Source organism: Kitasatospora sp. NPDC032757 (assembly GCF_055579305.1).
The window spans coordinates 1-21762 of the sequence record NZ_JBVINN010000068.1; the positions used below are offsets into that span (position 1 = coordinate 1).

19 protein-coding genes are annotated in these 21762 nt (G+C 75.9%); 8 read left to right on the forward strand and 11 right to left on the reverse strand.

Annotated features, from left to right (window positions below):
* Positions 1 to 425 precede the first annotated feature (425 nt).
* A complete protein-coding gene (locus ACZ5WK_RS38665) occupies positions 426 to 758 on the forward strand; it encodes a hypothetical protein (protein ID WP_465555001.1) in 333 nt (110 codons plus the stop codon).
* 2 nt (positions 759 to 760) lie between these two features.
* Here the strand turns inward: ACZ5WK_RS38665 and ACZ5WK_RS38670 are convergent, their stop codons facing one another.
* Positions 761 to 1246 (reverse strand): hypothetical protein, encoded by a 486-nt coding sequence (locus ACZ5WK_RS38670; RefSeq protein WP_465555004.1) that lies wholly within the window; start codon positions 1244 to 1246, stop codon positions 761 to 763.
* A 390-nt stretch (positions 1247 to 1636) separates the two neighbouring features.
* Here ACZ5WK_RS38670 and ACZ5WK_RS38675 point away from each other — a divergent pair, with 390 nt between their 5' ends.
* Positions 1637 to 2293 carry an NADPH-dependent F420 reductase gene (locus ACZ5WK_RS38675; protein ID WP_465555006.1) on the forward strand — a complete coding sequence of 219 codons (657 nt, stop codon included), beginning with the start codon at positions 1637 to 1639 and terminating at the stop codon, positions 2291 to 2293.
* Positions 2294 to 2384: 91 nt separating this feature from the next.
* On the opposite strand, the gene ACZ5WK_RS38680 is transcribed toward ACZ5WK_RS38675, so the two are convergent.
* Both ACZ5WK_RS38680 and ACZ5WK_RS38685 read right to left on the reverse strand, forming a co-directional pair.
* Positions 2385 to 2861: a hypothetical protein gene (locus ACZ5WK_RS38680; protein ID WP_465555008.1), complete on the reverse strand. Its 477-nt coding sequence runs from the start codon at positions 2859 to 2861 to the stop codon at positions 2385 to 2387.
* Positions 2807 to 3364, reverse strand: coding sequence for an MFS transporter (locus ACZ5WK_RS38685; RefSeq protein ID WP_465555010.1), 558 nt, complete (start codon positions 3362 to 3364; stop codon positions 2807 to 2809). Before ACZ5WK_RS38685 ends, ACZ5WK_RS38680 begins: the two co-directional genes overlap by 55 nt.
* Before the next feature lie 113 nt (positions 3365 to 3477).
* Between ACZ5WK_RS38685 and ACZ5WK_RS38690 the strand changes: the two genes are divergently transcribed.
* On the forward strand, positions 3478 to 3915 hold the full coding sequence (locus ACZ5WK_RS38690; RefSeq protein ID WP_331742603.1) for a YchJ family protein: 438 nt from the start codon (positions 3478 to 3480) through the stop codon (positions 3913 to 3915).
* Between the two features lie 36 nt (positions 3916 to 3951).
* Here the strand turns inward: ACZ5WK_RS38690 and ACZ5WK_RS38695 are convergent, their stop codons facing one another.
* Entirely contained in the window at positions 3952 to 5043 is a 1092-nt protein-coding gene (locus ACZ5WK_RS38695; protein WP_465555013.1) for a polysaccharide deacetylase family protein, read from the reverse strand.
* 56 nt (positions 5044 to 5099) lie between these two features.
* Positions 5100 to 5615: a hypothetical protein gene (locus ACZ5WK_RS38700; RefSeq protein WP_465555015.1), complete on the reverse strand. Its 516-nt coding sequence runs from the start codon at positions 5613 to 5615 to the stop codon at positions 5100 to 5102.
* 83 nt (positions 5616 to 5698) lie between these two features.
* On the opposite strand from ACZ5WK_RS38700, the gene ACZ5WK_RS38705 reads away from it, so the two are divergent.
* Positions 5699 to 6247 (forward strand): GNAT family N-acetyltransferase, encoded by a 549-nt coding sequence (locus ACZ5WK_RS38705; RefSeq protein WP_465555017.1) that lies wholly within the window; start codon positions 5699 to 5701, stop codon positions 6245 to 6247.
* A gap of 12 nt (positions 6248 to 6259) precedes the next feature.
* Here the strand turns inward: ACZ5WK_RS38705 and ACZ5WK_RS38710 are convergent, their stop codons facing one another.
* On the reverse strand, positions 6260 to 7189 hold the full coding sequence (locus ACZ5WK_RS38710) for a carbohydrate kinase family protein (RefSeq protein WP_465555019.1): 930 nt from the start codon (positions 7187 to 7189) through the stop codon (positions 6260 to 6262).
* A gap of 324 nt (positions 7190 to 7513) precedes the next feature.
* On the opposite strand from ACZ5WK_RS38710, the gene ACZ5WK_RS38715 reads away from it, so the two are divergent.
* The 3 genes from ACZ5WK_RS38715 to ACZ5WK_RS38725 all read left to right on the forward strand — a co-directional run bounded on the left by ACZ5WK_RS38715 (position 7514) and on the right by ACZ5WK_RS38725 (position 11089).
* Entirely contained in the window at positions 7514 to 9139 is a 1626-nt protein-coding gene (locus ACZ5WK_RS38715; RefSeq protein WP_465555021.1) for a M1 family metallopeptidase, read from the forward strand.
* A gap of 527 nt (positions 9140 to 9666) precedes the next feature.
* A complete protein-coding gene (locus ACZ5WK_RS38720; protein ID WP_465555023.1) occupies positions 9667 to 10188 on the forward strand; it encodes a SigE family RNA polymerase sigma factor in 522 nt (173 codons plus the stop codon).
* Positions 10175 to 11089 (forward strand): hypothetical protein, encoded by a 915-nt coding sequence (locus ACZ5WK_RS38725; protein WP_465555025.1) that lies wholly within the window; start codon positions 10175 to 10177, stop codon positions 11087 to 11089. The genes ACZ5WK_RS38720 and ACZ5WK_RS38725 overlap by 14 nt, the downstream gene beginning before the upstream one ends.
* Before the next feature lie 183 nt (positions 11090 to 11272).
* On the opposite strand, the gene ACZ5WK_RS38730 is transcribed toward ACZ5WK_RS38725, so the two are convergent.
* Genes ACZ5WK_RS38730 through ACZ5WK_RS38745 form a run of 4 tightly spaced genes read right to left on the reverse strand, consistent with a single transcriptional unit; the run spans position 11273 to position 19831 of the window.
* Entirely contained in the window at positions 11273 to 15292 is a 4020-nt protein-coding gene (locus ACZ5WK_RS38730) for a TIR-like protein FxsC (protein ID WP_465555027.1), read from the reverse strand.
* Positions 15289 to 16362, reverse strand: a complete 1074-nt coding sequence (locus tag ACZ5WK_RS38735; protein ID WP_465555029.1) for an AAA family ATPase — start codon at positions 16360 to 16362, stop codon at positions 15289 to 15291. The genes ACZ5WK_RS38730 and ACZ5WK_RS38735 overlap by 4 nt, the downstream gene beginning before the upstream one ends.
* 41 nt (positions 16363 to 16403) lie before the next feature.
* Positions 16404 to 18536, reverse strand: a complete 2133-nt coding sequence (locus ACZ5WK_RS38740; protein ID WP_465555031.1) for a VMAP-C domain-containing protein — start codon at positions 18534 to 18536, stop codon at positions 16404 to 16406.
* On the reverse strand, positions 18533 to 19831 hold the full coding sequence (locus ACZ5WK_RS38745) for a hypothetical protein (RefSeq protein WP_465555033.1): 1299 nt from the start codon (positions 19829 to 19831) through the stop codon (positions 18533 to 18535). Before ACZ5WK_RS38745 ends, ACZ5WK_RS38740 begins: the two co-directional genes overlap by 4 nt.
* A 302-nt stretch (positions 19832 to 20133) precedes the next feature.
* Between ACZ5WK_RS38745 and ACZ5WK_RS38750 the strand changes: the two genes are divergently transcribed.
* A complete protein-coding gene (locus ACZ5WK_RS38750; RefSeq protein ID WP_465555035.1) occupies positions 20134 to 20559 on the forward strand; it encodes a nuclear transport factor 2 family protein in 426 nt (141 codons plus the stop codon).
* 50 nt (positions 20560 to 20609) lie between these two features.
* Here the strand turns inward: ACZ5WK_RS38750 and ACZ5WK_RS38755 are convergent, their stop codons facing one another.
* The gene (locus ACZ5WK_RS38755) at positions 20610 to 21710 is read right to left on the reverse strand and encodes a baeRF3 domain-containing protein (protein ID WP_465555037.1); all 1101 of its coding nucleotides are present in this window, start codon (positions 21708 to 21710) and stop codon (positions 20610 to 20612) included.
* Between the last annotated feature and the right edge of the window lie 52 nt (positions 21711 to 21762).

The following is a 21762-nucleotide window of genomic DNA, read 5'->3' on the forward strand; positions in this document are numbered from 1 at the left end:
GCGACGCGCCGATCTCCACCAGGGACTACTCGACCTCGCCTGCAGCATCATCTGCCTCCGACGCCTTCGAAAGTCATTCTGAAACGATCAGTTAGTCCTGGCCGTGGTGGACGGCGCCGACCTCGTCCTGATCCGCGACCACGCCGGCGCCCGCACGATCTTCTACGCCCGCGCCGACGGCTGCTGGGCCGCGTCCACCTCGCTGCGCACCTGCGGCACTGGCCCGCCCTCGGCACCGGCCTCAACCTGGCCGCCGTCCGCTCCTTCCTCACCTTCGCCTACCTGCCCGGCGAGGAGACCCTGCTGCGCGGCGTCCACGAGGCACTGCCCGACGGAGCCGCACTCACCCGTCTGAGTACTTCGCGCCCCCGGAACTGAGTATCCGTCCGCTGATCTCCGCGGCGCCGGGCGGCGAGGATCGGTGCATGACCAAGACCGCCTTCCGGCGCCACGAGAACTGGTGGCGCGCGCCGATGATCTCCACCCTGGCGACGGGGCTCTGCCTGCCGATCGCGCGCGGCCTGCGCGGGCTCGCGGAGATGGCCACCGACCCGTGCGACGGGCCCGGCTCCTGCCCCACCACCTACGCCCAACTGGCCTTCGCCGACCACCTGTTGCAGGCCGTCCTGGTGCTGGTCGTGGTGCAGTGGCCGGTGGCCTACTTCGCGTCGCCCGCGCGGGTGTGGGCCGCGCTGACGCCGGGCGCGACCCTGGGGCTGGCCGTGCTCACGATGGTCGGCACCCACCCCGGGGCATGAGGTCAGGCGAACGCCGAGGGGCGGCCGAGGGCGACCACGCGGTGGTCCTTGGTGCCGACGTAGATCCGGCCCTTGTCGGCGGCCGGCACGGAGAACTTGCCGACCGTGCCGAGCGGGAAGGACCGGCGCAGCTTGAGCGTGCCGCCCACCGGGACCGGGTCGTAGGCGCGCAGTTCGCCGCCCTCGCCGTACTGGCCGGTGCCGGACCAGATCACCCAGACCAGGGCGGAGCCGGTGCGGGTGCCGTCGGAGGTGACGACGGGTGAGCCGGACATCTTGAGGAAGTCCTCGGCGCTGGTGCCGGCGCTGGTCAGCTGCGGGGTGCCGGAGGCGGAGACGGAGTACTTGAGGGTGCGGAGCTTGCCGTAGTTCTCGACGGTGTAGACGTAGCCGCCGTCGCCGCCCCAGACGGCGGGGTGGCCCCAGACGCCGCCGTGGGGGCCGGTGATGCCGACGGCCTTGTCGGTGCCGCCGGGGCCCTGGCCCATGCCGCCGAGGTCGTCGCGGTCGAGCAGGAAGATCCGGCCGTCCTTGCCGACCCGGACGAGCAGCCGGGGGTGCGCGGGGGGTGCCGAAGACGTCGGCGGGGAGGGCGACCGGTCCGTTCGGTGGTGACGGAGACGGTGGTGACGTCCGCGCGGGCGGCGGCCGCGGGGGCCAGCAGGGTGACGCCTGCGAGTACCGCGGCGGCCCTGGTGGACCGTCTGTTGGTCCGGTTCATGGCGCCCATGGTTCGGCGTCAGGCGCGGGGCCACCAACGGAGGTGGTCCAGTCGGCGGTAGGCCGTTCGCCGCGTTCCATCCTCCGGGCGGGGCAGGTTGATCTATGGTCGTCGCGGCGCGCGCCACCGGGCGGGCGACGGGAAGGGCGGAGAAGCGGTGCGATTCGGAATCATCGGCACGGGCACGGTCGGGCAGACGCTCGCGGACAAGCTGGTGGCGCTCGGCCACGAGGTCATGCTGGGCTCGCGGACCAAGGACAACGAGAAGGCGGTCGCCTGGGCCGTGAAGGCGGGCCCGAACGGGCACCACGGCACCTTCGCCGACGCGGCCGCGTTCGGTGAGGTGGTGCTGAACGCCACCGCGGGAACGGTCTCGCTGGCGGCCCTGCGGGCGGCGGGCGCCGAGCGGCTGGCCGGGAAGGTGCTGGTCGACATCTCCAACCCGCTGGTCTTCTCCGCCGAGGGCGCAGCCACGCTGGACCCGGTGAACACCGACAGCGTGGGCGAGCAGATCCAGCGGGAGTTCCCGGACGCCCGGGTGGTGAAGGCGCTGAACACGCTGTCCGCGCCGGTGATGGTCGACCCGGGCCGGGTGCCGGGCGAGCACAACCTGTTCGTGGCCGGGGACGACGCCGGCGCGAAGGCCGAAGTGGTGGCGCTGCTGGGCGAGTTCGGCTGGCCGGCCGGGTCGGTCCTGGACCTCGGCGGGATCTCGTCCGCGCGGGGCATGGAGATGCTGATGCCGTTCTGGATCCAGCTGATGCGCACCTTCGGCACGACCGACTTCAACTACTCCTTCAAGCGCGCGCAGTAGCCGCCCCGACGGGAGCGTCCCCGCCCCTTCCGCTGCACGGGAAGAGACGGGGGCGCCGCCTACCGGGGGCACGGCCCACCGGGGGCGCGGCCTACCGCGGCCCGGTGCCGGCGGGCACCCGCGCGGCGGGCTCGTCCTCGACCGGTTCGGGGGCGGTGCCGTCCCGGGCCGGGCGCGGGACGGCGGCGCGGCCGGTGCCACCCGGCCGGGCGGCCCGGGCGAGCGACAGCTGCCGGTCGGCCGCCGCCTGGATGGCGTCCTTGTCGCCGATCTCGGCGTCCGGCAGCGCGTCCGGCAGCAGGTCCTCGAACAGCCGCAGCGGCCGGTAGGCGAGGCCGAGCAGGCCCCAGACCGCCAGCACCGCGCCGACCAGGACGAGCAGCAGTCCGGCGCCACGACCCGGCCCGGTGCCGAGCACCAGGCCGACCGAGTCGGCGAGCGCGCCGCCGGGCCGCATCAGCGGTTCGAAGACGTGGTCGGAGAGCGGGCAGGCGGCGAGGAAGCCGAGCGACATCATCGACATCGCCAGCATCTGGTTGGTGGCCAGTACGCGGCCCTGGAGCTCCATCCCGACCTTGGTCTGGATGGAGCTCCATCCAGTGCGAGTTGAGGATCATCAGTGCCGCCCAGAGGACGAAGAGCCCGCAGGCGGTGAGCGCGGGGGTAGGCCGGGCGTTGGAAGGCCGAGCAGACCGCGCCGGTGCAGGCCACCAGGTAGATGTGCCAGACCTCCAGCAGCCCGGCCCAGAGCAGCTCGCCGAGCACGAGCATGCCGGCCGCGGCCACGGTGTCCGTGACGATCATGATCTTCCGGCGGTCCACCCGGTCCGCGAGCGCACCCGCGAGCGGCAGCAGCAGGACGGCCGGCCGCACCGCGACCACCGAGATCATCGCGAAATCGAAGGCGGAGCCCGTCTGTTGGTACACCCAGACGCCGAGGGCGAAGGTGGACAGGCCGGTGCCGATCATCGAGACGAACTGCCCGATCGCCACCTTGGCGAAGGTGGCCAGCTCCGGCTCGCCGCCCGGCGGCCAGTCTTCGCAGCAAACGGACCAGGGGCGGTCGTGCACCGACGTGCCCCGTGCGCGGCCCTGCCCGTCGACCTCCGCATTGTCCGGCGCCCGCGCCGCAGCCCGGCCCGGTCCGGACCATCGCACCCCCACGAGGGGCCAGAATGGACGCCATGTCCCGACGCCGCCCCGCGCCCCGCGCCGCCGCCCCCGCAGCCCGGCTGCTGCCCTCCTCGCCCTGCCCGTGCGGCCTGCCCGCCGCCTACGGCGACTGCTGCGGCCGCTACCACCGCGGCCAGGCCGCCGCGCCCACCGCCGAGGCGCTGATGCGCTCGCGCTTCAGCGCCTTCGCCGCCCACGACGAGGCCTACCTGCTCCGCAGCTGGCACCCCGACACGCGGCCCGCCACGGTCGACTTCGACCCGGCGCTGCGCTGGGTCCGCCTGGAGGTGCTCTCGACCACGGACGGCGGCCCGTTCCACACCGAGGGAACGGTCGCCTTCCGCGCCCACTACACCGAGGGCCGGGAGGAGGGTGCCCTGACCGAGCACAGCCGCTTCGTCCGCCACGAGGGCGCCTGGGTCTACCTCGACGCCCTCACCGTCGACTGACAGCGCCCTCACCGTCGGCCGACGGTCGCCCGGCCGCTACAGGTAGTCGTCCAGGCGGGCCAGCGTGAAGCCCTGCGCGGTGACCTCGTTCACGACCTTGCGGAGCAGGTCGGGCATGGTGCCATTCCACAGGTCGGTGCCCCGGAAGTGGGTGAGGATGATGTCGCCGGGGTGCAGCCGCTGGTCGTCGTACCGGTACTCGACGTGGTCCGGGAAGGCCTCCTCGTTCCAGAGCGGCACCGCCTCGATTCCGCAGGAGGCGGCGGCCCGCAGGGTGTCGTCGTTGTACTCGCCGTACGGGGGCCGGAACAGCCGGGGGCGGGTGCCGATCTGCTCCTCCAGCTGGTCCTGCTGGCGGCAGATCTCGTCGCGCTGCGTGGCGTAGTCGAGCACCTTCAGGTTGCGGTGGTTGATGGTGTGGTTGTTGACCGCGTCGCCCTGGGCGGCGAGCCGGCGGAAGTAGCCGTAGTCCGAGCGGGCCAGGTAGTCGGCGACGAAGGTGCTGAGCGGTACCCCGAGCTCGTCCGCCATCCGGGAGAAGTCCGGGTCTTTCTCGGCCCCGTCGTCGACGGTCAGGAAGACGATCTTCTCGTCTGTCGGGACCCGGTACACCACCGGGGGCAGCCCGTCCTGGAGCTTGACCCCCTGCACGGGCTTCAGCTCCGGCTTGACCGCCGGCCGCCGGGGCGCCCGCGGCGGCAACTGCTCCAGTCCCCACCGGTGCGCGGTCTCCAGCTGGGTGCGGACCGCCGCCTCCCGGCGGGCCACCGCCTCGCTGCTGCTCTCCTCCTCGGCACGGGCCAGCCCCGGCAGCGCCAGCGGCACGGCCGGCGGCTTGGGCACGCCACGGTCGGCCGCCGGACCGGCCTCGGCCTGCCCGCCCTGCTCCTTGGCCTGCCCCTTGCCCTGCCCCTTGCCCTGTTCCTTGCCCTGCTGCCCGTCCTCCCCGGCCGGCGCGGCGCGCACGCCGGCCCCCGAGGACGGCCCGCCCTGTCCGCCCGGAGCGGCGCAGCCGGCGACCACGGCGGCCAGGCAGACCGCCGCCAGGAGACCGGCCCCGGCCCGGCGGCCGGTCCGGTAACTTTCCCTCAGGCCCCCATTAATACGATGATCGGATGGTGTGTCCATGGAGCACTGCTCCCCCGACACACCCGCTCGCCAATCCCCCCATCACCCGCCCGGCCCTACCTCCCCAGCCCCCGGGCCCACGTCGCGAGCACCTCGAAGTCGGCTTCCACCAGCCCGCGCCCCGGATGCACCCGGTGCAGCAGCGCCGGCCCCGGGTGCCGCGCGGCCACGTACGCCCGGTCCGTCTCCCCGATGTCGTCGTCCACCCACGCGAACGGGCGGCCGGCGGCCCAGCTGACGATCGGCCAGGTCTTCGGGCTGGTGTCGTCCGGCCGCCAGACCGCCGGGCCGGGCAGCGCGACGAACGGCAGCGGGGGGAGGCCGAGCACGGGCCCGATCCAACGGTTGGCGCAGTCCTGCCAGGTGGTCGCCCAGACCAGGTCGAACGGCAGAGCGCGCAGGCGCTCCCCGTGCGCCTCGTCCAGCCACACCTCCACCGCCGCCCCGCAGGACCACACCGGCTCGGCCCGGTGCGGGCGGTAGCCTGCCGGACGGACCTCCGGGCGTGCGTGGTACGGGTTGAGCGGGCCGTCGACATCCAGCAGGAGGACCGGGCGCGGGAGTTGGTTCACCGTCCGCACGGTACCGGGGCACCACCGGCCCGGCCTCGGAAAACGCCTCGCGGCCGAGGTGGCAGGGCGTCGATAATGTGCGCATGACGATCAGCACGCCGCGTACTTCTGACCTCTGGGCCGTCTCCCGGGCCGACGTGGGCTCCGCGGAGGCAAAGGCGTTGCTGCGCGAGTACTACAGCGATGTCGCCAACCGGTACTACCGGCTTCACCTGCGGCGCGACTGCACGGACGAGGAGATCGAGTCCGGCCTGGCCGACACGCCCAGTGACGACCTGGCCGAGCCCACCGGGCTGTTCCTGCTCGGCCGTTACGGCGGCGAGGCGCACTCTTGTGCGGGGCTGCGCATCCGCGACGCCGACACCGTCGAGCTGACCAGGGTGTTCGTCCGGCACGCCCTGCGAGGCACCGGTGGCGGCGGCCGTCTGCTGGCCGCCGTGGACGAGGCGGCCCGCTCGCTCGGTGCGGAGCGGATCGTCCTCGACACCCGGCTCGACCTGGTCGAGGCCCGCGCGCTCTACGCCCGCCACGGCTACCGCGAGATACCGGCCTACAGCAGCGGCCCGTACGCCCAGGTCTGGTACGGGAAGGACGTCACGGCACTGGCCACCGGGCGCGGCCTGGCCGAATGACCGTCACACGGGTCAGCTGACCCGCCCGGGGACGGGCAGGGCTGCGGAGCCGAGAGCCGCGCGCAGCTCGGCCGCGTCGGGCGGGGCGGCGCCGGGGCGTGCGACGGTCAGGGCGGCGGCGGTCACGGCCCAGGTGAGCGCCTCGGCCAGGCCGGCTCCGGTGTGGCGGGCGTGGAGGAGGGCGGCCGTGAAGGAGTCGCCGGCACCAACGGTGTCGGCCACCGTGACCGGGAGCGCGGGTGCCTCGGCGCGCCGGCCGTCGGCGGTGAGCGCGAACGCGCCGTCGGCGCCGCGGGTGACCGCCACGGTGGCGGGGCCGAGGGCGAGCCAGTGGCGGGCGACGTCCTCAGGGGCCTGCCCGGGGTAGAGCCAGGCGAGGTCCTCGTCGCTGGCCTTGACCAGGTCGCTGAGCCCGACGCAGCGCTCGACCCGGCGGACGGCCTGCCCGTGCCCGCCCATCAGCGCGGGCCGCACGTTGGGGTCGTAGCTGACGCCTGCCCGGCCGCGCCACCGCTCGGCCAGACCGAGAACGGCCGTGGCGCCGGGCTCGGTGACGGCGGCGATCGACCCCAGGTGCAGATGGCCCGGCTGGTGAGGGAGTCGGCGCGCGGCGCCGGCGGGCAGCGTCCAGCCGATGTCGAAGGCGTACTGCGCCCGGCCCTGCCCGTCGAGGCGGACCACGGCGGACGGCGTCCGGCCGCCCTCGGCCGGGTCGGCCAGCACGGTGACCCCGGCCGATTCCAGGTGCGCCCGGATCAGGCGGCCGTTGGGGTCGGCGCCGAGCTGGGTGAGCAAGGTGGTCGGCCGGCCGAGCCGGGCCAGCCCGTAGGCGACGTTGGCGGGGCTGCCGCCGGGGTGGACCCGGTCGGGGGCGCCCTCGGTGCGGACGATGTCGGCGACGCACTCGCCGACCACCAGGACGTGCGGGGCGGGGCTGGTCAAGGCTGCGACTCCTGCCGGTCCGGGCCACCGGCGCAGCGGCGGGCGCCGGGGTGCTTGCGGCTGACCAGCCTACGCGGTGGAGTGCTGCCGGACGCGACCCTGCCCGGGTTTCCGGGCACCGGGCAGGGCGCGGGCACGAAGGACGGCCGCCGGACCTGGCCAGGTTCTCCGACGGCCGTGGCCCCGTCCGTCAGGGGGCGGGGCACTTCGAACGCTATGACAGTCCGCAGCCGCTCGGCCACCACAGTCGTCCGTCCGGGGGATGCCGCGTGTCACAACGGGCCACCCGAACCGCCCTGCCCCTCCGCTACGATCCGTACGCGCATGATCGCAGAGCGGTACTGGCATTCCCTCCCGAGGCCCGCCGCCGGCCGACGACACGAGCCCGCGAAGGACGACACGAAAGCGGTGATCACCCTGTTCAGGCCCCGTTCCGGCCTCGCCGCCGCAGCCGCGCTCGCCGCGCTGCTCGTCGGTACCGCCGTGCCCGCCGCCACGGCGTCCGCCACGGCCGGCGCCGCCGATGCCGGAGGTGTCGGCGATCCGGTCTTCCCCTCCCTCGGCACCGCGGGCTACGACGCGCTCGCCTACGACCTCGCCTTCCGCTACCGCCCGGACAGCCGGACCGTGGACGCCACCGCCGTGCTGACGGCCCGCGCGCTCACCGCGCTGCCGAGCCTGGAGCTCGACGCACTCGGTCTGGCCGTCCACACCGTCCGGGTCAACGGGCAGCCTGCGGAGTTCCGCCCGCACGGCGAGAAGCTGACGGTCGTCCCGGCCCCGGCGGTGCGGCGCGGCGCCGTGCTGCGGGTGGAGGTCGCGTACACGGCCGACCCGCGGGCGAAGCTGCCGCACACCGGCTGGGTGCCCACGCCCGACGGCTTCGCGGTGGCCGGCCAGCCCGACGGCGCGCACACCGTGTTCCCGTGCAACGACCACCCGAGCGACAAGGCCCGCTTCACCATCGACGTCACCGCGCCGGACGGCCTGCTCGGTGTGGTCAACGGCCGTCTCGCCGACACCGGCCACCCGGCGCACGGGCTGACCACCCGGCGGTACGAGTCGCGCGAGCCGATGGCCACGGAGCTCGTGCAGGTCTCGGTCGGCGACTACACCGTGCGCGAGCGGACCGGCCCCGGCGGGCTCCCGCTGCGCGACGTCGTCCCGGCGGCCGGCGCCGCCGCGCTGGAGCCGGCGCTCGCGCTCACCCCCGGTCAGCTGGAGTGGGCCGAGCAGCACCTCGGCCCGTTCCCGTTCGAGACGTACGGGCTGATGCCCGCCGGCACCGACGACCCGGCCGCCTTCGGGTTCACCGGGCTGGAGACGCAGACCCTGACGCTCTACAAGCCGGACTTCCTGCTCCAGCCCGAGCCGCAGATCGGCTCGCACATGATGCACGAGCTGGTGCACTCGTGGTTCGGGGACAGCGTCTCGCCGGGCACCTGGGCGGACCTCTGGCTCAACGAGGGGCACGCCGACCTCTACGGCCTGATGTACCGCTACGAGCGCGGCTGGCCCGACTCGGCCGGCTTCACCACCCTCACCGACCGGATGCGCGACGTGTACGCCCAGGGCGACCAGTGGCGGCACGACTCCGGACCGGTGGCCGCGCCGACAGCGGCCGGCCTCTTCGACAGCCAGCGCTACACCGGCGGCGCGCTGGTGCTCTTCGCGCTGCGCGAGCGGGTCGGGGCGGACGCCTTCGACCGGATCGAACGGGCCTTCCTCCGCCGGCACCGGCACGGCACGGCCACCACCGCGGACTACATCCGCACCGCCTCGGCGGTCTCCGGCCAGGACGTCACCGCCTTCCTGACCGACTGGCTGTACGGCAAGCGCACCCCGCCCATGCCGGGCCACCCCGGCTGGAGGGCCGCCCCGGCCATCACCACCACCGACCCGGCGGCCCGCGGTCTGACCGCCGTGACGCACGGCTCCGGGACGCTCTGAGCACGAGTAGGCCCGCGGTGCGCACGCCGCGGGCCCCGGGCCGCGGCGGCGTCCGGGCCGTCTGAGCCCTCCGATCCGGCCGAGCGCTCCGGGCCGTGGGTTGTCGGTTGTACGCCCGGCGCGCCGGTCCGGTGCGCTCGGGCGCCCTGCCGCGCGCCCTTGGAGGGCGGGGCCCCCGGGCGCATCGTGGTGCCACGGCCCGCCCGCCGCCCGGCCGAGTTCCGGCCGGCTCGCGGGCCGTCCACCGTTCCCGGGCACAGCCCCCGGCCCCCGGCGCGCAGCCCGCAGCCCGCAGCCCGCAGCCCGCAGCCCGCGCAGGATCCCCGGGCAGGGCACCGGCCACGTCCCGGAGAATGTCCCGAGAAAACCGCCACCACCAGGCAACCGAGGCGGGCTCCCACCGCGTTCAGCTGCCGTGAGACGAACACGGACGACACCGAGGACGCGGCCGGCACGGCCGGAACGTCCGGCGGACGCGGCAGGGACGACGGGAACACCGACGGGCACACCATGGCGGGGGCGGGACGATGAGGGAAGCGATACCGGACTTCGAGGAGTTCGTCGCCGCCCGCAGCCCGCGTCTGCTGCGCATGGCGTGGCTGCTGACCGGCGATCCGCACCTGGCGGAGGACCTCCTGCAGACGGCGCTCGCCAAGGTGTGGCCGAAGTGGGACAAGATCTCCATCGAGCGGCCGGAGGCGTACGTCCGGCGCGTGCTGGTGAACTCGCACGTCTCCTGGTGGCGCCGCCGCTGGCAGGGGGAGCTGCCGCACGGCGAGCTGCCGGAACCGCCGACGGACACCGACCCGTTCGAGGACGTGGTGGTCGGCCAGGTGGTCGCCGCCGCCGTCAGGGCGCTGCCACCGCGGCAACGGGCCGTGGTGGTCCTGCGCTACTTCGAGGACCTCAGCGTCGAGGAGACGGCCGAGGCCCTGGGCTGCACCACGGGCACGGTGAAGAGCCAGACGCACCGCGCGCTGTTGGCCCTGCGCGGCACCCTGCCCGCCCGGGAGCTGCTGCTGGACGGAGGACGCCGTGACCGGGTCTGACACCGGCCGCTACGGTGACGCGTACGGCCAGGGCCACGACGAGCCCGTCGACACCGAGGTGGAGCGCGAGCTGCGCGTCCTGTTGCAGCGGGCCGCCCCGGACCTCCCGGCCCCCGACGACCGGATGGACCGGGTCCGCGAGCGCGCCGCCCGGACCCTCCGACGGCGGCGGACCGCCGCGCTGGCGGCCGGGCTGACCACCGGTCTGGTCGCCGCCGCCCTGGCCGCCGCCCCTGCCCTCGCACCCGGCCCGTCGGCCACCGTCCTGCGGCCCGCGACCACCGCGCCGCCGCTGCCGGGAGCCCCGGCGGTGCCCGCACCGACCCTCGCCACGGACGCCCCGAGCCCGGTACCCAGTGCCGTGCCGACTTCCGTGCCCGGTGCCGCGACGAGCAAGTCCCCGGCCCCTGAGGTCAGCGCCTGGCCGCTGCGGTTCCCGGATCTCGGCGGGGTGACCGTCGACCTGCCGGCCGGCTGGTCGAGCACGGCCGTCCCGGCGGCCGAACCGCGCGCCTCCACCGGGTACGTGGCGAGCGAGCCGCTGGACCCCAAACCGTCCTGCGGGCCCCAACAGAGTTCCTGCGGGCCGGTCGGCCGACTGGCCGGCGGCGGTGCGCTCGTCACGATCACACTGGTCGGCGACCAGGACACGGCCGAGAAGCTCTCGGGTGGCCGCGCGATGGTCGAGACCGACGTCGACAAGTCATGCGGCCTGCGCGGTGGTACGCGTGAAGTGGTGGGCCACCGGATCGTCGCCGTTGCGAACGCGGCGGCCGTGGTCGAGCTCACCGCCTGTCTCAACCGCCCGTCCGGGCAGACCGTGCAGCAGGTGCAGCACATCCTCGACTCGGTCCGCACCACCGGCGACGCCCCGACCGCCCCCAGCAGCACCCGCGGCTGACCGCCGCATCCCCCCGCACCCCCCGAAGGCGGCTGCGCCGTGCCCGTACCCGGTCCTGCCCGGGCCGCGTCCCCGCCGGGCCGGGCTGCTCCCGGCCGGGGGCGCACCACCGCGCCGGCCCGGCCGTCCGGGCGCGTGGCCCCGCGCGGTCACGGGCCCCACCGGACGGCCGGGCCGTCGCGGTCACACATCGGCGATCCGCGGGTGCCCCTCCCCGGCCCCGTCCGGGTGACCCCACCGGCCCTCCCTGAAGGCGCGCTCCGCCCTCGCCACCACCCTCGGCAGGGCCTCCTCGAACTCGTCCAGGCCGCCGATGGCCTGCTGCCCGCTGTGGGTCTGCCCGGCCCGCAGGGCCTCCCCGGCCGACAGCGCACGGCGGCTGAGCGCAGCCGGCTCGGAGGCGTCGGCGGCCGCCCCGGGACCGTCCGCGCTCCACGGCTCGAGCACGCCCATCCAGCCCGTGTTCCGTGCGCTGACGCGCCGCAGCAGCGAGAACCGGCGGGTGTCCCGCAGCGCCCACCGGTCCAGCAGCAGGACCATCGGGCCGACGGGCGCCCCGTCCTCCAGGAGCCGCTCCGCCTCCGGCTCGAAGTCCTGGACCGAAGGGCTGAACCCCCACTGCCGGGCCAGGCCCTCCGTGTGCTCGGCCAGCGAGCGCGCCAACACACCCCGGTAGGGGTTCCAGTCGGTACGCCGGGGCCCGTAGGCCTCGGGTCGCCGCCCGGGCGGCACTTCGTCCCGCCGGTAGGCGAGCACCAGGATCCGCAGCTCCCGCGGCGGCGTCGCGTCCTCGAACGCGCTGGGCAGCGTGGCGAGGTCGAGCACGCGGCCGACCGGGATCACCGTCTCCTCCGCCACCTTGACGATCCGCCGGGCCAACCGGTGCACCGCCAGGTCGTAGGCGGACCGGAAGGAGCCGATCGTCATCAGGGCGTACATGCCCTCGGCCGCGTAGTCCGGGCCGAAGCCGCTCTGGTTGACCTGGAGCTGAGCCGCGGCCTCGGGCAGCCGGTGGCGCGTCGGCGGAGTCCACTGGACCGGGACGATGCCGCTGCTGCGCTCCGAGTCGGCGCTCACCGGGAACACCTGCCGCCGGGAGAAGGCGTGCCACTCCCGGCCGCACGGCACGCTGGCGAAGTACCGGGGCGAGTACAGCGGGACGAACACCCGGCAGGTCGCCAGCGCCTGGGCCCGCCGTTCGGACGCGCCCCGGCTGCGCCCGTCGTCCATCATCCCGACCGGCACTCCGTCGGGCACGTTGGTGAGCTGCAGGATCGCGTCGCTGAGGTCCTCGCAGAGCTTGCGCACCCAGAAGCCCGGGTCCATCCGGCCCTCGGTGGGCGGTGCGTGGGCATGGCTGAGGTAGAAGTACGGCCGGACCACGTCCTCCTCGTCCTCGCCCCCCACGGCCGGCAACCGCGGCAGTCGGCGGGTGAGGTAGGCGTCCGCCGCCGCCTCGATCGCCTCGGCGCGGTCGTCCGCGCCGAGGCCCCGGGCCCCCTGGGCGAGGCGGAGAAGGTCCCCGCGGTCCGCGTGCTCGAGCAGGGCCCGCCACAGGGTCTCCGGCGGGATCAGCCCGGGTGGCCGGCGCCTGTGCTGCTGCCAGCCCTCCACGAGCGGATGCATGGTGTACGAGAAGCCGTCGGCGGCGGCGCCGGAGGCCGTGCGACGGTCGGCGCGGAACAGCCCTACGCGGCCGGCCTCCTGCGAGGTCGCGTAGGCCATCGCGCCCCCGAACCAGTCCTCCGGCCCGCTGCTCCGCCCGTACGCGCTCAGGTACCCGGGTGCCGCCGCCTCCAGCAGCCGGTCGGGCAACGCGCGCCGGTGCCCCAGCCGGAGGGTGTCCAGCGCCGCGTCCAGGACGGCGCGCACCATGACGGGCGCCTGTTCGAAGCCGGCCCGGAGCCCGGGTGCCGCCGCGAGCACCTGGACGACCCGGCGATCCCGGGCCGCCTGGACCGCCTCGGCGAGCCGGGGGTCGAGCCGGGCCGCGGCGTCGGCCTCCTCACGGGTGAACTCCTCGGGCACGTGGACCCGGGCCCGGTCCAGGAGGCGCTGCAGGAGACTGCCGGCGAACCTCGCCCGCGGGCTGTCGTCCGGGTCCTTCATCCGGAGCGTGCCGAGGACCAGGACCGGGCCGCGGGAGCGGTCGGCGAGCAGCTCCGCCAGCTGGTGGGCCGGCCCGCCGCCGCCGGCCCGCGGGGCGGCGAGCACCTCCACTGCGTCGTCGAGCCAGACGACCGTGTGGGGTCCGATCCCGTCCAGCCCGGCAGCGCCCGCCCCCGGGGGCTCGGGCTCGGGCCGCCAGAGCCGCCACCCGGCCGGCAGGCGGCGCAGCGCCTCGAAGCACGCCCTGGTCTTCCCGGTGGCCCGGGCGCCGGTGACCAGCACGGCCGTGCTCCCGCCCGCCAGGCCACCCCGCACCAGCTCCGCCACGGCGGTGTCCAGTTCGCGCCGGACGTAGGGCACCAGCGTCGGCAGGGCGGGCTCGTCCGGCAGGCGGTCCGCGGGCTTGACGCCGAGCAGTTCGGGCCGCTCCAGGGCCTCGGCGACCGACATGGCCACCCGATGCGGCTCCCGGCCGGCGGCACCCCCCGCCGACTCGGCGAACGGCAGCGCTCCCGGTGCGACCGCGCGGGCCCGCGTTCCGTCCGCGACGTGGCCGGCCAGGAAGTCGGCGGCGGCGGTGCGGCGCGACCGGAGGTAGGCGGCGACCTGGTGGTGGACGGTCCGGCGGATCTCGGCGACGTCCTCACGGCGCTGGGCACCGAGCAGGGCGTCACGGACACCGGGCAGGAAGTCGAACTCGACGCCGTCGGGGTCGGTGCCGGGCGGTGGGGCCTCCCAGGGGGCGAGCAGGCCGCCGAGCAGGACCTCGGCGAGGTGGCCGTGGTCGGCCTGCGGGAGCATCGCCCGACGGACGAGCGTCATCACCGGGAGGACCAGCGGCACGGCGGACAGGTGGCCGGCCAGCTCCTGCGCCAGTGGAGAGGCGGTCTCGCGGAACTGCTTCAGCGCCAGTTCGGCGGTGGCCGGCGGTGCGGCGGGGGCGGCGGCCGGCGGTGCGGCGGGATCGACGGCGGGGACCGGTCCGGCCCCGCCGGCGAGCAGGCAGCTGAGCCGGCCGCGCCGGCCACCGCCGGACACCAGGGCGGCGAGCGCGGCCAGCGACGACGGGCTCGGGTCCACCACCGGCACCGGCATCGGCCGGACCCCCGTGCCGGCCCCGTCGCCCGGCGCGGCCCGCAGCCTCCGGCGGGAGCGGCCGCGCGGGCGGGTGGCGGCGGCCTCCCAGCCGGCGTTGGGGGCTGCCGGGCCGGTGGCGCGCAGCCAGACCGGGGTGGGGCGGACGGCCCCGCGGGACCAGAGGCGTTCGGGCAGGACGTTGAGCACGGCGACGGACCCGTGCCGGCCCCACCCGCGCAGCACCGCGTCCAGGGCGGGCCCGCCCCACCCGGCGCCGACGGTGTCGGTGACCACCAGGACCAGGCGGCGGCCGGACGGGTCGGCGATCTCCTGCGGCCGGCGCGGCGCCCCGCCGGGGCGGGCGGCGAGGCCGGGCAGTCCCCCGGCCTCGGTGCCGCTGAGGTACCAGGTGCGGACGTCGCGGAAGACGCCGGTCTGGGCGATCACCCGGCGCAGCTCGGCGACCAGGTCGTGCCAGAGGGTCATCGAGCGGTGGGTGTCGATGACGAGGGCGAGGTCGAGCCAGCGGCCGGGGGTGGGGCGCAGGACGGGCACCAGCAGGCGCTGGTCGACGCCGGCGCTGACGGTGGCCTCCTCGTCGAGTTCGGTCTCACCACGGCTGTGGGCGAGGGTGCGGCGGCCGAGCGGGCGCAGGGCGCGCATGACGGCGAGCGGGTCGGCGAGGGCGGCGGCGCGGGCGACGCGGACGAGGTCGCCGCGGGCGGCGCCGGGGCCCGGCTCCGTGCCGCCGGGGGCGGCCAGGTCGGCGGTGGCGTAGTGCTGTTCGAGCGGCCCGCCGGTGCGGCCGGGGGCGGGTTCCGGGCCGTCGGCGGCGCCTGGTCCCGGGGGCGGGTCCGCTGCCGGACCGGCCGGGCCCGCGGGGCGCTGCGGCCGGTCGAGGGCGGCGCCGCCGAGGCAGCCGGCCAGCCAGAGGACGTCGGCCAGCTCCTCCGCGCCCAGGCCGGCGGCCGAGGCGGCGTCGGCGTCGGCGAGCGCGCGCAGCAGCCGGTCCGTCACGGCGAGGCCGGACCGGTGAGCTTCTGCAGGACGGTCTGCAGGAACACGTCGCGCTCGGTGTCGTCCGACCAGGCGCCGCTGAGCCGGAGCTGGACGGCGTTGAGGAGCTGGTCGGTGGCGAGGTCGCCCTCGGCCCGCCGCTCGTCGAAGGCGCGGATCAGGCCCTGGACGAGGTCGCGGCGCCGGTCGTCGAGGTCCATGGGGAGGTGGAGCCGCTGTCTGATGATCTGTTCGAGCCGGGCCGGGCCGGGTGGCTGGACGTGCAGGCGGATGCAGCGGCGGAGGAAGGGCGGCGGGAAGTCGCGCTCGTTGTTGCTGGTGAGGACGACGATCGGGAAGGCGCGGCACTGGACGCGGCCGTGGTCGACGGCGACGGTGGCATCGGCGGGGCGCAGGCCCTCCGCGGCGTCCGGGGTGTCGTCGGTGCCGATCCGTACACGTGGTTCGCGGGCGGCGATCCGGGCGAGTTCGGGGATCTCGAAGCCGCCGTCCTCGAAGACGGTGAGCAGGTCTCCGGGAAGGTCGATGTCGCTCTTGTCGATCTCGTCCACCAGCAGGACGCGCGGGCGCTCCTGCGGGAGCAGCGCGGTGCCGAGCGGGCCGAGCCGCAGGTAGGGGGCTATCGAGCGGCCGGGAGCCGACTGAGCCGGTGAACCGCCGTGCAGCTGCTGGAGGTTGGCGTCGTGCAGTCGGCTGATCGCGTCGTAGCGGTAGAGGCCGTCACGCAGGGTGCTGCGGCTGGTGATCGGCCAGTGCAGGACCGGGCCGAGGCCGAGGTCGGTGGCGATGCTGTAGGCGAGGGTGGACTTGCCGACGCCGGGTTTGCCGGTGACGAGCAGTGGGCGGCTCAGGTAGAGGGCGGTGTTGACGGCGTCGGTCTCGGCCTCGTCGGCGACGTAGCCGGTGCCTCGCCGGGCGGTGCGGTCCCAGGCGTGCCCGGAGGGGCCGGGCGGCCGGTACTGCGGGTCCGGCGTGCCGTCGAAGTCGCGCCAGGGCGGCTGCTTGCCGGCCAGCCGGGCGAGGCGGGCATCCGGGGTGCCCTCGCCCTGGTAGATCCACCAGTCCTTCATATGCTGCTTCCTTCCCTTCCAGGCCGGAGGGCGATCCCCCGTCAGGACAGCGATCTGGTCCGGGGCCGGTGCTCGGGGTCGTCCCAGAGCAGTCCCAGGCGTGCGCCCACCGGGCAGTCGGCGCAGCCGCCCGGGGCCGATCCGATCCGTAACTTCCTTACTGCGTCGGGCAGTCGGTCGAGGTCGAGGGCTGGGGCGAGGCCGGTGGCGGAGCCGGCGGCCGTGTCCGCGGCGCGCGCCTCGGCGTCGTCGGCCGCGCCGGCACCGTCGGCCGCGCCGCCACCGTCAGCCGCGCCGGCACCGTCAGCCCCGTCGGTCACGGAGGCGAGGAGGGCGGCGAGGGTCTCGGGCCCGGGGCAGCAGGCCGCCCCCGCGCCGGCCCGCCGCCAGACGGCGATGGGCAGGCCCGCGTCCAGGACCAGTTCCAGCCGGTCGACCAGCGGTGCGCCGTGCCGGTCGAGGAGGGCGCAGACCGGGTGGCCCTCGGCGCCGAGCCGGTCGGCGAGGCCGGGGCCGAGCGGGGTGCTCCCGGTGAGCGCGTGGACGGCGTCGGGGTGGCGGCCGCCGTGTTCGCGGTACCAGGCCCACTTGCGCCGCCACCGGTGGCCGGACTGGTGGGTGCGCTCCTCGGGGCAGCGGACCAACACCTCGTAGGAGGTGCCGAGTTCGGCGGAGCGGCGGCCGCGGGTGGGCAGCGGCCAGCGTTCGAACTCCTCGTCCAGCAGCGGTTCGGGGACGTGGAACTCGATCCGCCGCAGCTCGGGGCCGGCCGCGCCGAACAACTGCCGGACCAGCTCCTCCCGGACGGCGGCCAGGGCGATCGGGCGGGCGGACTCCCAGAGGGCTTCGAAGCCCTGCCGGTGGAGCCACATCCGGACCAGGTAGGCGTCCTCGTCGGCGGACTCGGTGAGCTGGACGTGCAGTTCGGCGCGGCCGTCGCGCTCCCGCGCCGGCGGTACGGGGACGGCGTCGGCGCCGAGCCGCAGGCCGGTGCGCCGGACCCAGTCGGCCAGCCGCTCGGCCCGGGCCCGGTCCTCCTCGCGGGCGGCGAGGTAGCGGACGAAGGCGAGCGGGAGCGGGAGGCGGCGGGAGCCGGACCCGAGCCGGCGGTCGAGGTCGCGCACCACGGCCATCGGTTCGGCGGCCGGCAGCGCCGGTCCGGGCGGGGCGCAGTCGGCCGCCTCGAAGGCCCAGCGGTAGGCGCGGTAGGCGTCCGGCGGCAGGCCGGGCCCGGGGAGGAGCCCGTGCAGCTCGGCCCAGGCCTGGTCGTCGAGCCGGGGCGCGCCGGGCGGCTCGTGCGGCCAGCCGTCGTCGGTGACCGGATTGCCGTCCCAGTCGCTGATGCGCCACTGGATCTGCTGCCAGGCCTGGCCCCGGTCGGCGAGCGCGGCGAGGTCGGCGTGCACCTCGCGGGCGATGTCGGGCAGGTGGCGCAGGCTCTCGTCGAGGCTGCGGCCGGCCAGCCGGGCCAGCAGGGTGTCGGTGAGCCGGCCGGCGCCGCCGATGTTCTGGGCGGGCAGGCCGGGCCGGGCGGCGTAGAGGACGAAGGTGCTGCGACTGCGCACCGGGCGTCCGTTGCCGTAGTCGACCCGACCGAAGGTGGGGCCGGCTCCGGTGCGGACGTCGAGGCGGCAGGCGTCGCCGATCGAGACCACCCGGCGGAACCGCTGGTTGACCTTGCTGGAGCGCCAGAATCGCAGGGCGGAGTCGAGGTCGAGGTGACGGATCGGCGGGGCGGAGGCGTCGGCGAACGGCAGCAGCAGCTGGTCGTCGTCGCCCGCGTAGCCGTGACCGGCCCAGTAGATGAGGAGCAGGTCGCCGTCGCACTTGGGCAGTTCGCGCAGCAGCGCGTCCTCGATCTCGTTGCCGGTGGCGGGGCGGTGGGCGGGCAGCCGTGCTGCGCCGGCGGCTGCGGCGGGCGCAGCTCCCGGGCCGACGGGGGCGGGCGCAGCTCCCGGGCCGGCGGGGGCGGGCAGCGGGGAGAGGAAGAGCCGGACGTTCGCGGCGGGAACGCCGGCCGGGCCGGTGAGCCACTCGGCGAACCGGACGGCGTCCCGGGCTGGGCCGCGGAGGTCCCAGTCGGCGCCCACCCCGTACGACTCGATGCCGACGACGAGGGCGAAGACCCGTTCGGGCGCGAGGAGCTCGGCGTCGTCGCCGGCGAGGTGCCTCACCCGGCGGCTCCGGCGGCCGGCCTCGCGGGCGCGCTCCCGGCCAGCGCGGCGGCGATCCGGTCGTAGAGGGCGGGGAGCTTGAAGTAGGCGCTGTGGCAGTACGGGAACGGCTGACGGCTACTCACCTCGTGGTCGGTGACCCGCCGGTCGCCGCGGAAGACCGGCCCGGCCCGGTAGCCGAGGACGTCCCCCGGGTCGTAGACGTTCAGCCAGTCCGGGAACCCGGCCGGCAGGGCCTCGCCCGGCTCCAGACCGTTGAGCGCGCCGAGTTCGTGCAGGAACGGCGCCTGGGAGCCGACGGTGACCAGCAGCCGCAGCCCGGCCGGGGCCTCCCGGCGGGCCGCGGCGAGGGCGAGGCAGTCGACCAGGGCGATGCCGCCGAGGCTGTGGCCGATCACCACGGTCGGGCCGGGGGCGGCGGCGATCCGCTCGGCCAGGAAGGCCCGGAGCGGGCCGCCGCGCGCCTGGTAGCGGAGGATGTCGCCGAGCGCGGGGGTGGCACCGACGGTCAGGGCGCCGCGGTGGCGGTCGAGCAGTCGCTGGCCGCCGAGCCGCATGCCGAGCCGGCCGAGCACTCCGGCCGCCCGGCCGAGCGGTCCGCGGGCGGCCCCGCCGAGGCGGTCGGCGAGGAGTTCGACCAGCCGGTCGCGCTCGTCGGCGGTGCAGAGTGCCCCGGGGCCGGCCGCGGTGAGGAGTTCGGCGGTGAGCGCGCGGGCGGTGACGGCGATCAGTTCGGCGCCGGCGACCGGGTCGACGGCCCGCTCGCAGGCCTCGGCGAACTCCTCGGCGGCGGCCACCCGGCGGAGGGCCTCCGACAGGTGCGGGGTGAGCGCGGTGGCGGCCAACAGGGCGTTCAGTTCGGCGAGTTCTTCGGTGACACCGTCGAGCACGTCATGGTCCGCCCCGGGGTGCGCGAACGCAGCCAGCCGGTCCGCGACGGCCTCGCCCGGGGCCCGCACCCCGGGGGCGCCGAACCCGTCGTCCTCGACCGGGAGCCGGGCCAGCACCCGCAGCTCGCAGAGCGGGTCGACCAGCAGCAGCGTCCAGCCGCCGTCCACCCGGTCGACCAGTGCCTCCGGCTGTGCCGGGGCCCCTGCGGCGGGCACGGAGAGGCCGGCGAAGCCCGGGATCGAGGCGCCGCCCGCTGCCAGCGTCGCGCCGTGGTCGTCGCCCCAGTAGCAGGGCTCGACGACGGCGTCCGGGAACCGGGCCGTCAACTCGCGGGCGACCAGCTCGAACAGCGGGTCGTACCCCCCACGCCGCACCCCGGTGCCGTGTACGAACAGGAATCGCATGCCGCCCCCACGCTCCGTGCCGGCTCCCCCGGGCCCGGTGGGTCCGATGGTCCGATGGTCCGCTCAGCACCCTAGCGCCGCCCGCCGGCACGCGGCAGCTGGTCCGCCGCACATCCACGCGGCGGCGGGCCCGCCGGTCGAGGCCCGGGCGACCGCCGCGGCTGCGGACCGGCCGGCGGCCGGCGGCCGGCGGCCGGACCTTCGGGCCCTGCGCACCCTGGATTGTCAGTCCCCCTTGCTACGGTCGCGAGCGACCGAACAGGTACGGACAGTACGAACACGTGCGGACAAGGGGGACGTTCATGGGTGAGGAACTGCGGCGGTTCGGCGTCGGCGCGTACGAGCGCTGGACGGCGATGTGGAACGGCGAAACGGACCTGGCGGCGGAGATCATGGCCCCGGAGTTCACCCTGCGCTACGCCCAGGCGGGCACCGAGGCCTTCGACGACGCGCACACGCCCGGGCAACTCGCCGCGCTCATCGCCGGCTGGCACGGCCGCCGCCCCGGGCTGCGCTTCGCATCCGAAGGGGTGGCGGTGGTCGACCTCGCGATGGTCGACGGCCGGCCGACCGGGCTGGTCGCCCGCCCCTACCTCGCCACGTTCGCGGACGAACAGGGCGCGGAGGTGGCCCGGAGCGGAACGGACACCCTGCGGATCACCGACGGCCTGATCAGCGAGGTCTGGTCGGTCTCCTCGGGCGCCGCCGGGCGCACGTTCTACCGCTGACCCGCCGGGGGCCCGGCCGGTTGCGGCCGAGCCCCCGGGACGGGCGGTGGTCAGTACCGCAGCACGGCGGCGATCCGGCCGCGGTCGGCCAGCTCGCCGGCGGCGACGAACTGCACCGTGGCGCCGGTGTCCAGCGCCCGTTCGACGATCTCGTCCACCATGTCCTCGCGGACGTCCGGCTCACCGGCGGCGGCGGGCACGAGGTGGTTGTCCGTCACCCTGACGGGCTCCCAGTAGTCCTCCTCCACCGTCAGCAGGCCGACCCTGCCCTCGGAGACGTTCTGCCAGACCTCGTCGATACCGCTCGCCAGCGCCTTGACGCCGACGGCCTGGTCGAGGCGCTCGTGCAGCTCGGCGACGGCCCGCCGCGCCTGCTGCTCGGCGGTGGGCCGGGCGGCCTCGGCGACGGCGGCGGCCGAGGCGTGGCCCAGGCCTCCGCGCGGCACCTGGGCCGCGGCGCGCTTGACCGCGGTGCCGACCTCGTCCAGCAGGGCGAGCGCGGCGGCCTCACCGAGCACATAGAGCGGACGCGGGTCGGACTCCAGCAGGGCGCCGAGCGCGGTGTCCGCCTCGCGCAGGAACCGGCGGGTCTCCTCGTCGCGGAAGGTGCTCGGAACGTCGCCGATCCGCTCCTGGCGCTCGACGTCCCAGTTCGGGCGGACCTGGTCCAGCGGGAAGCGGCCCCCCGTGTGCTCGGCCAGCCGAGGCCCGGTGCCGCCGAACAGGGCGACCCGGTCGGCGGCGACCGTCAGCACCCAGTACGGCGCGCCGGCGGTGTAGGCGGAGACGAGGTTGCGGGTCAGGAAGGTCTCCGAGACCACCACCCGGGCCGGCACCGTGCGCGGCAGCGACCAGACCTGGTGCTCACCGGGCGCCGCGAAGATCGCCAGACCGTCCTCGGCGTGCACCAGGTCGACCTCCCGCAGGGCCCGGTCCAACTGCTCGACCACGTCCAGCCGGTCGGCCCGGGAGACCGCCTCGTCGGCGTGCAGCCGGTTCTTGGCCTCCGCGATCAGGTTGCGCAGGCGCACCGGGTCCTGGGTGTTGTCGGGCTCGCTGCGGTGGGTCGGCAGCAGGACGGAGACGGCCGGGTAGCGCCGGGGGCGGCGCAGCTCGGCGAGGACGGCTGGCGTGAGCTCGGCTGCGTGCATCGGATGCCCTTCTTGTCGCGGTTGGCTGGGCGTAGTCGGAAAATTCGGCTTT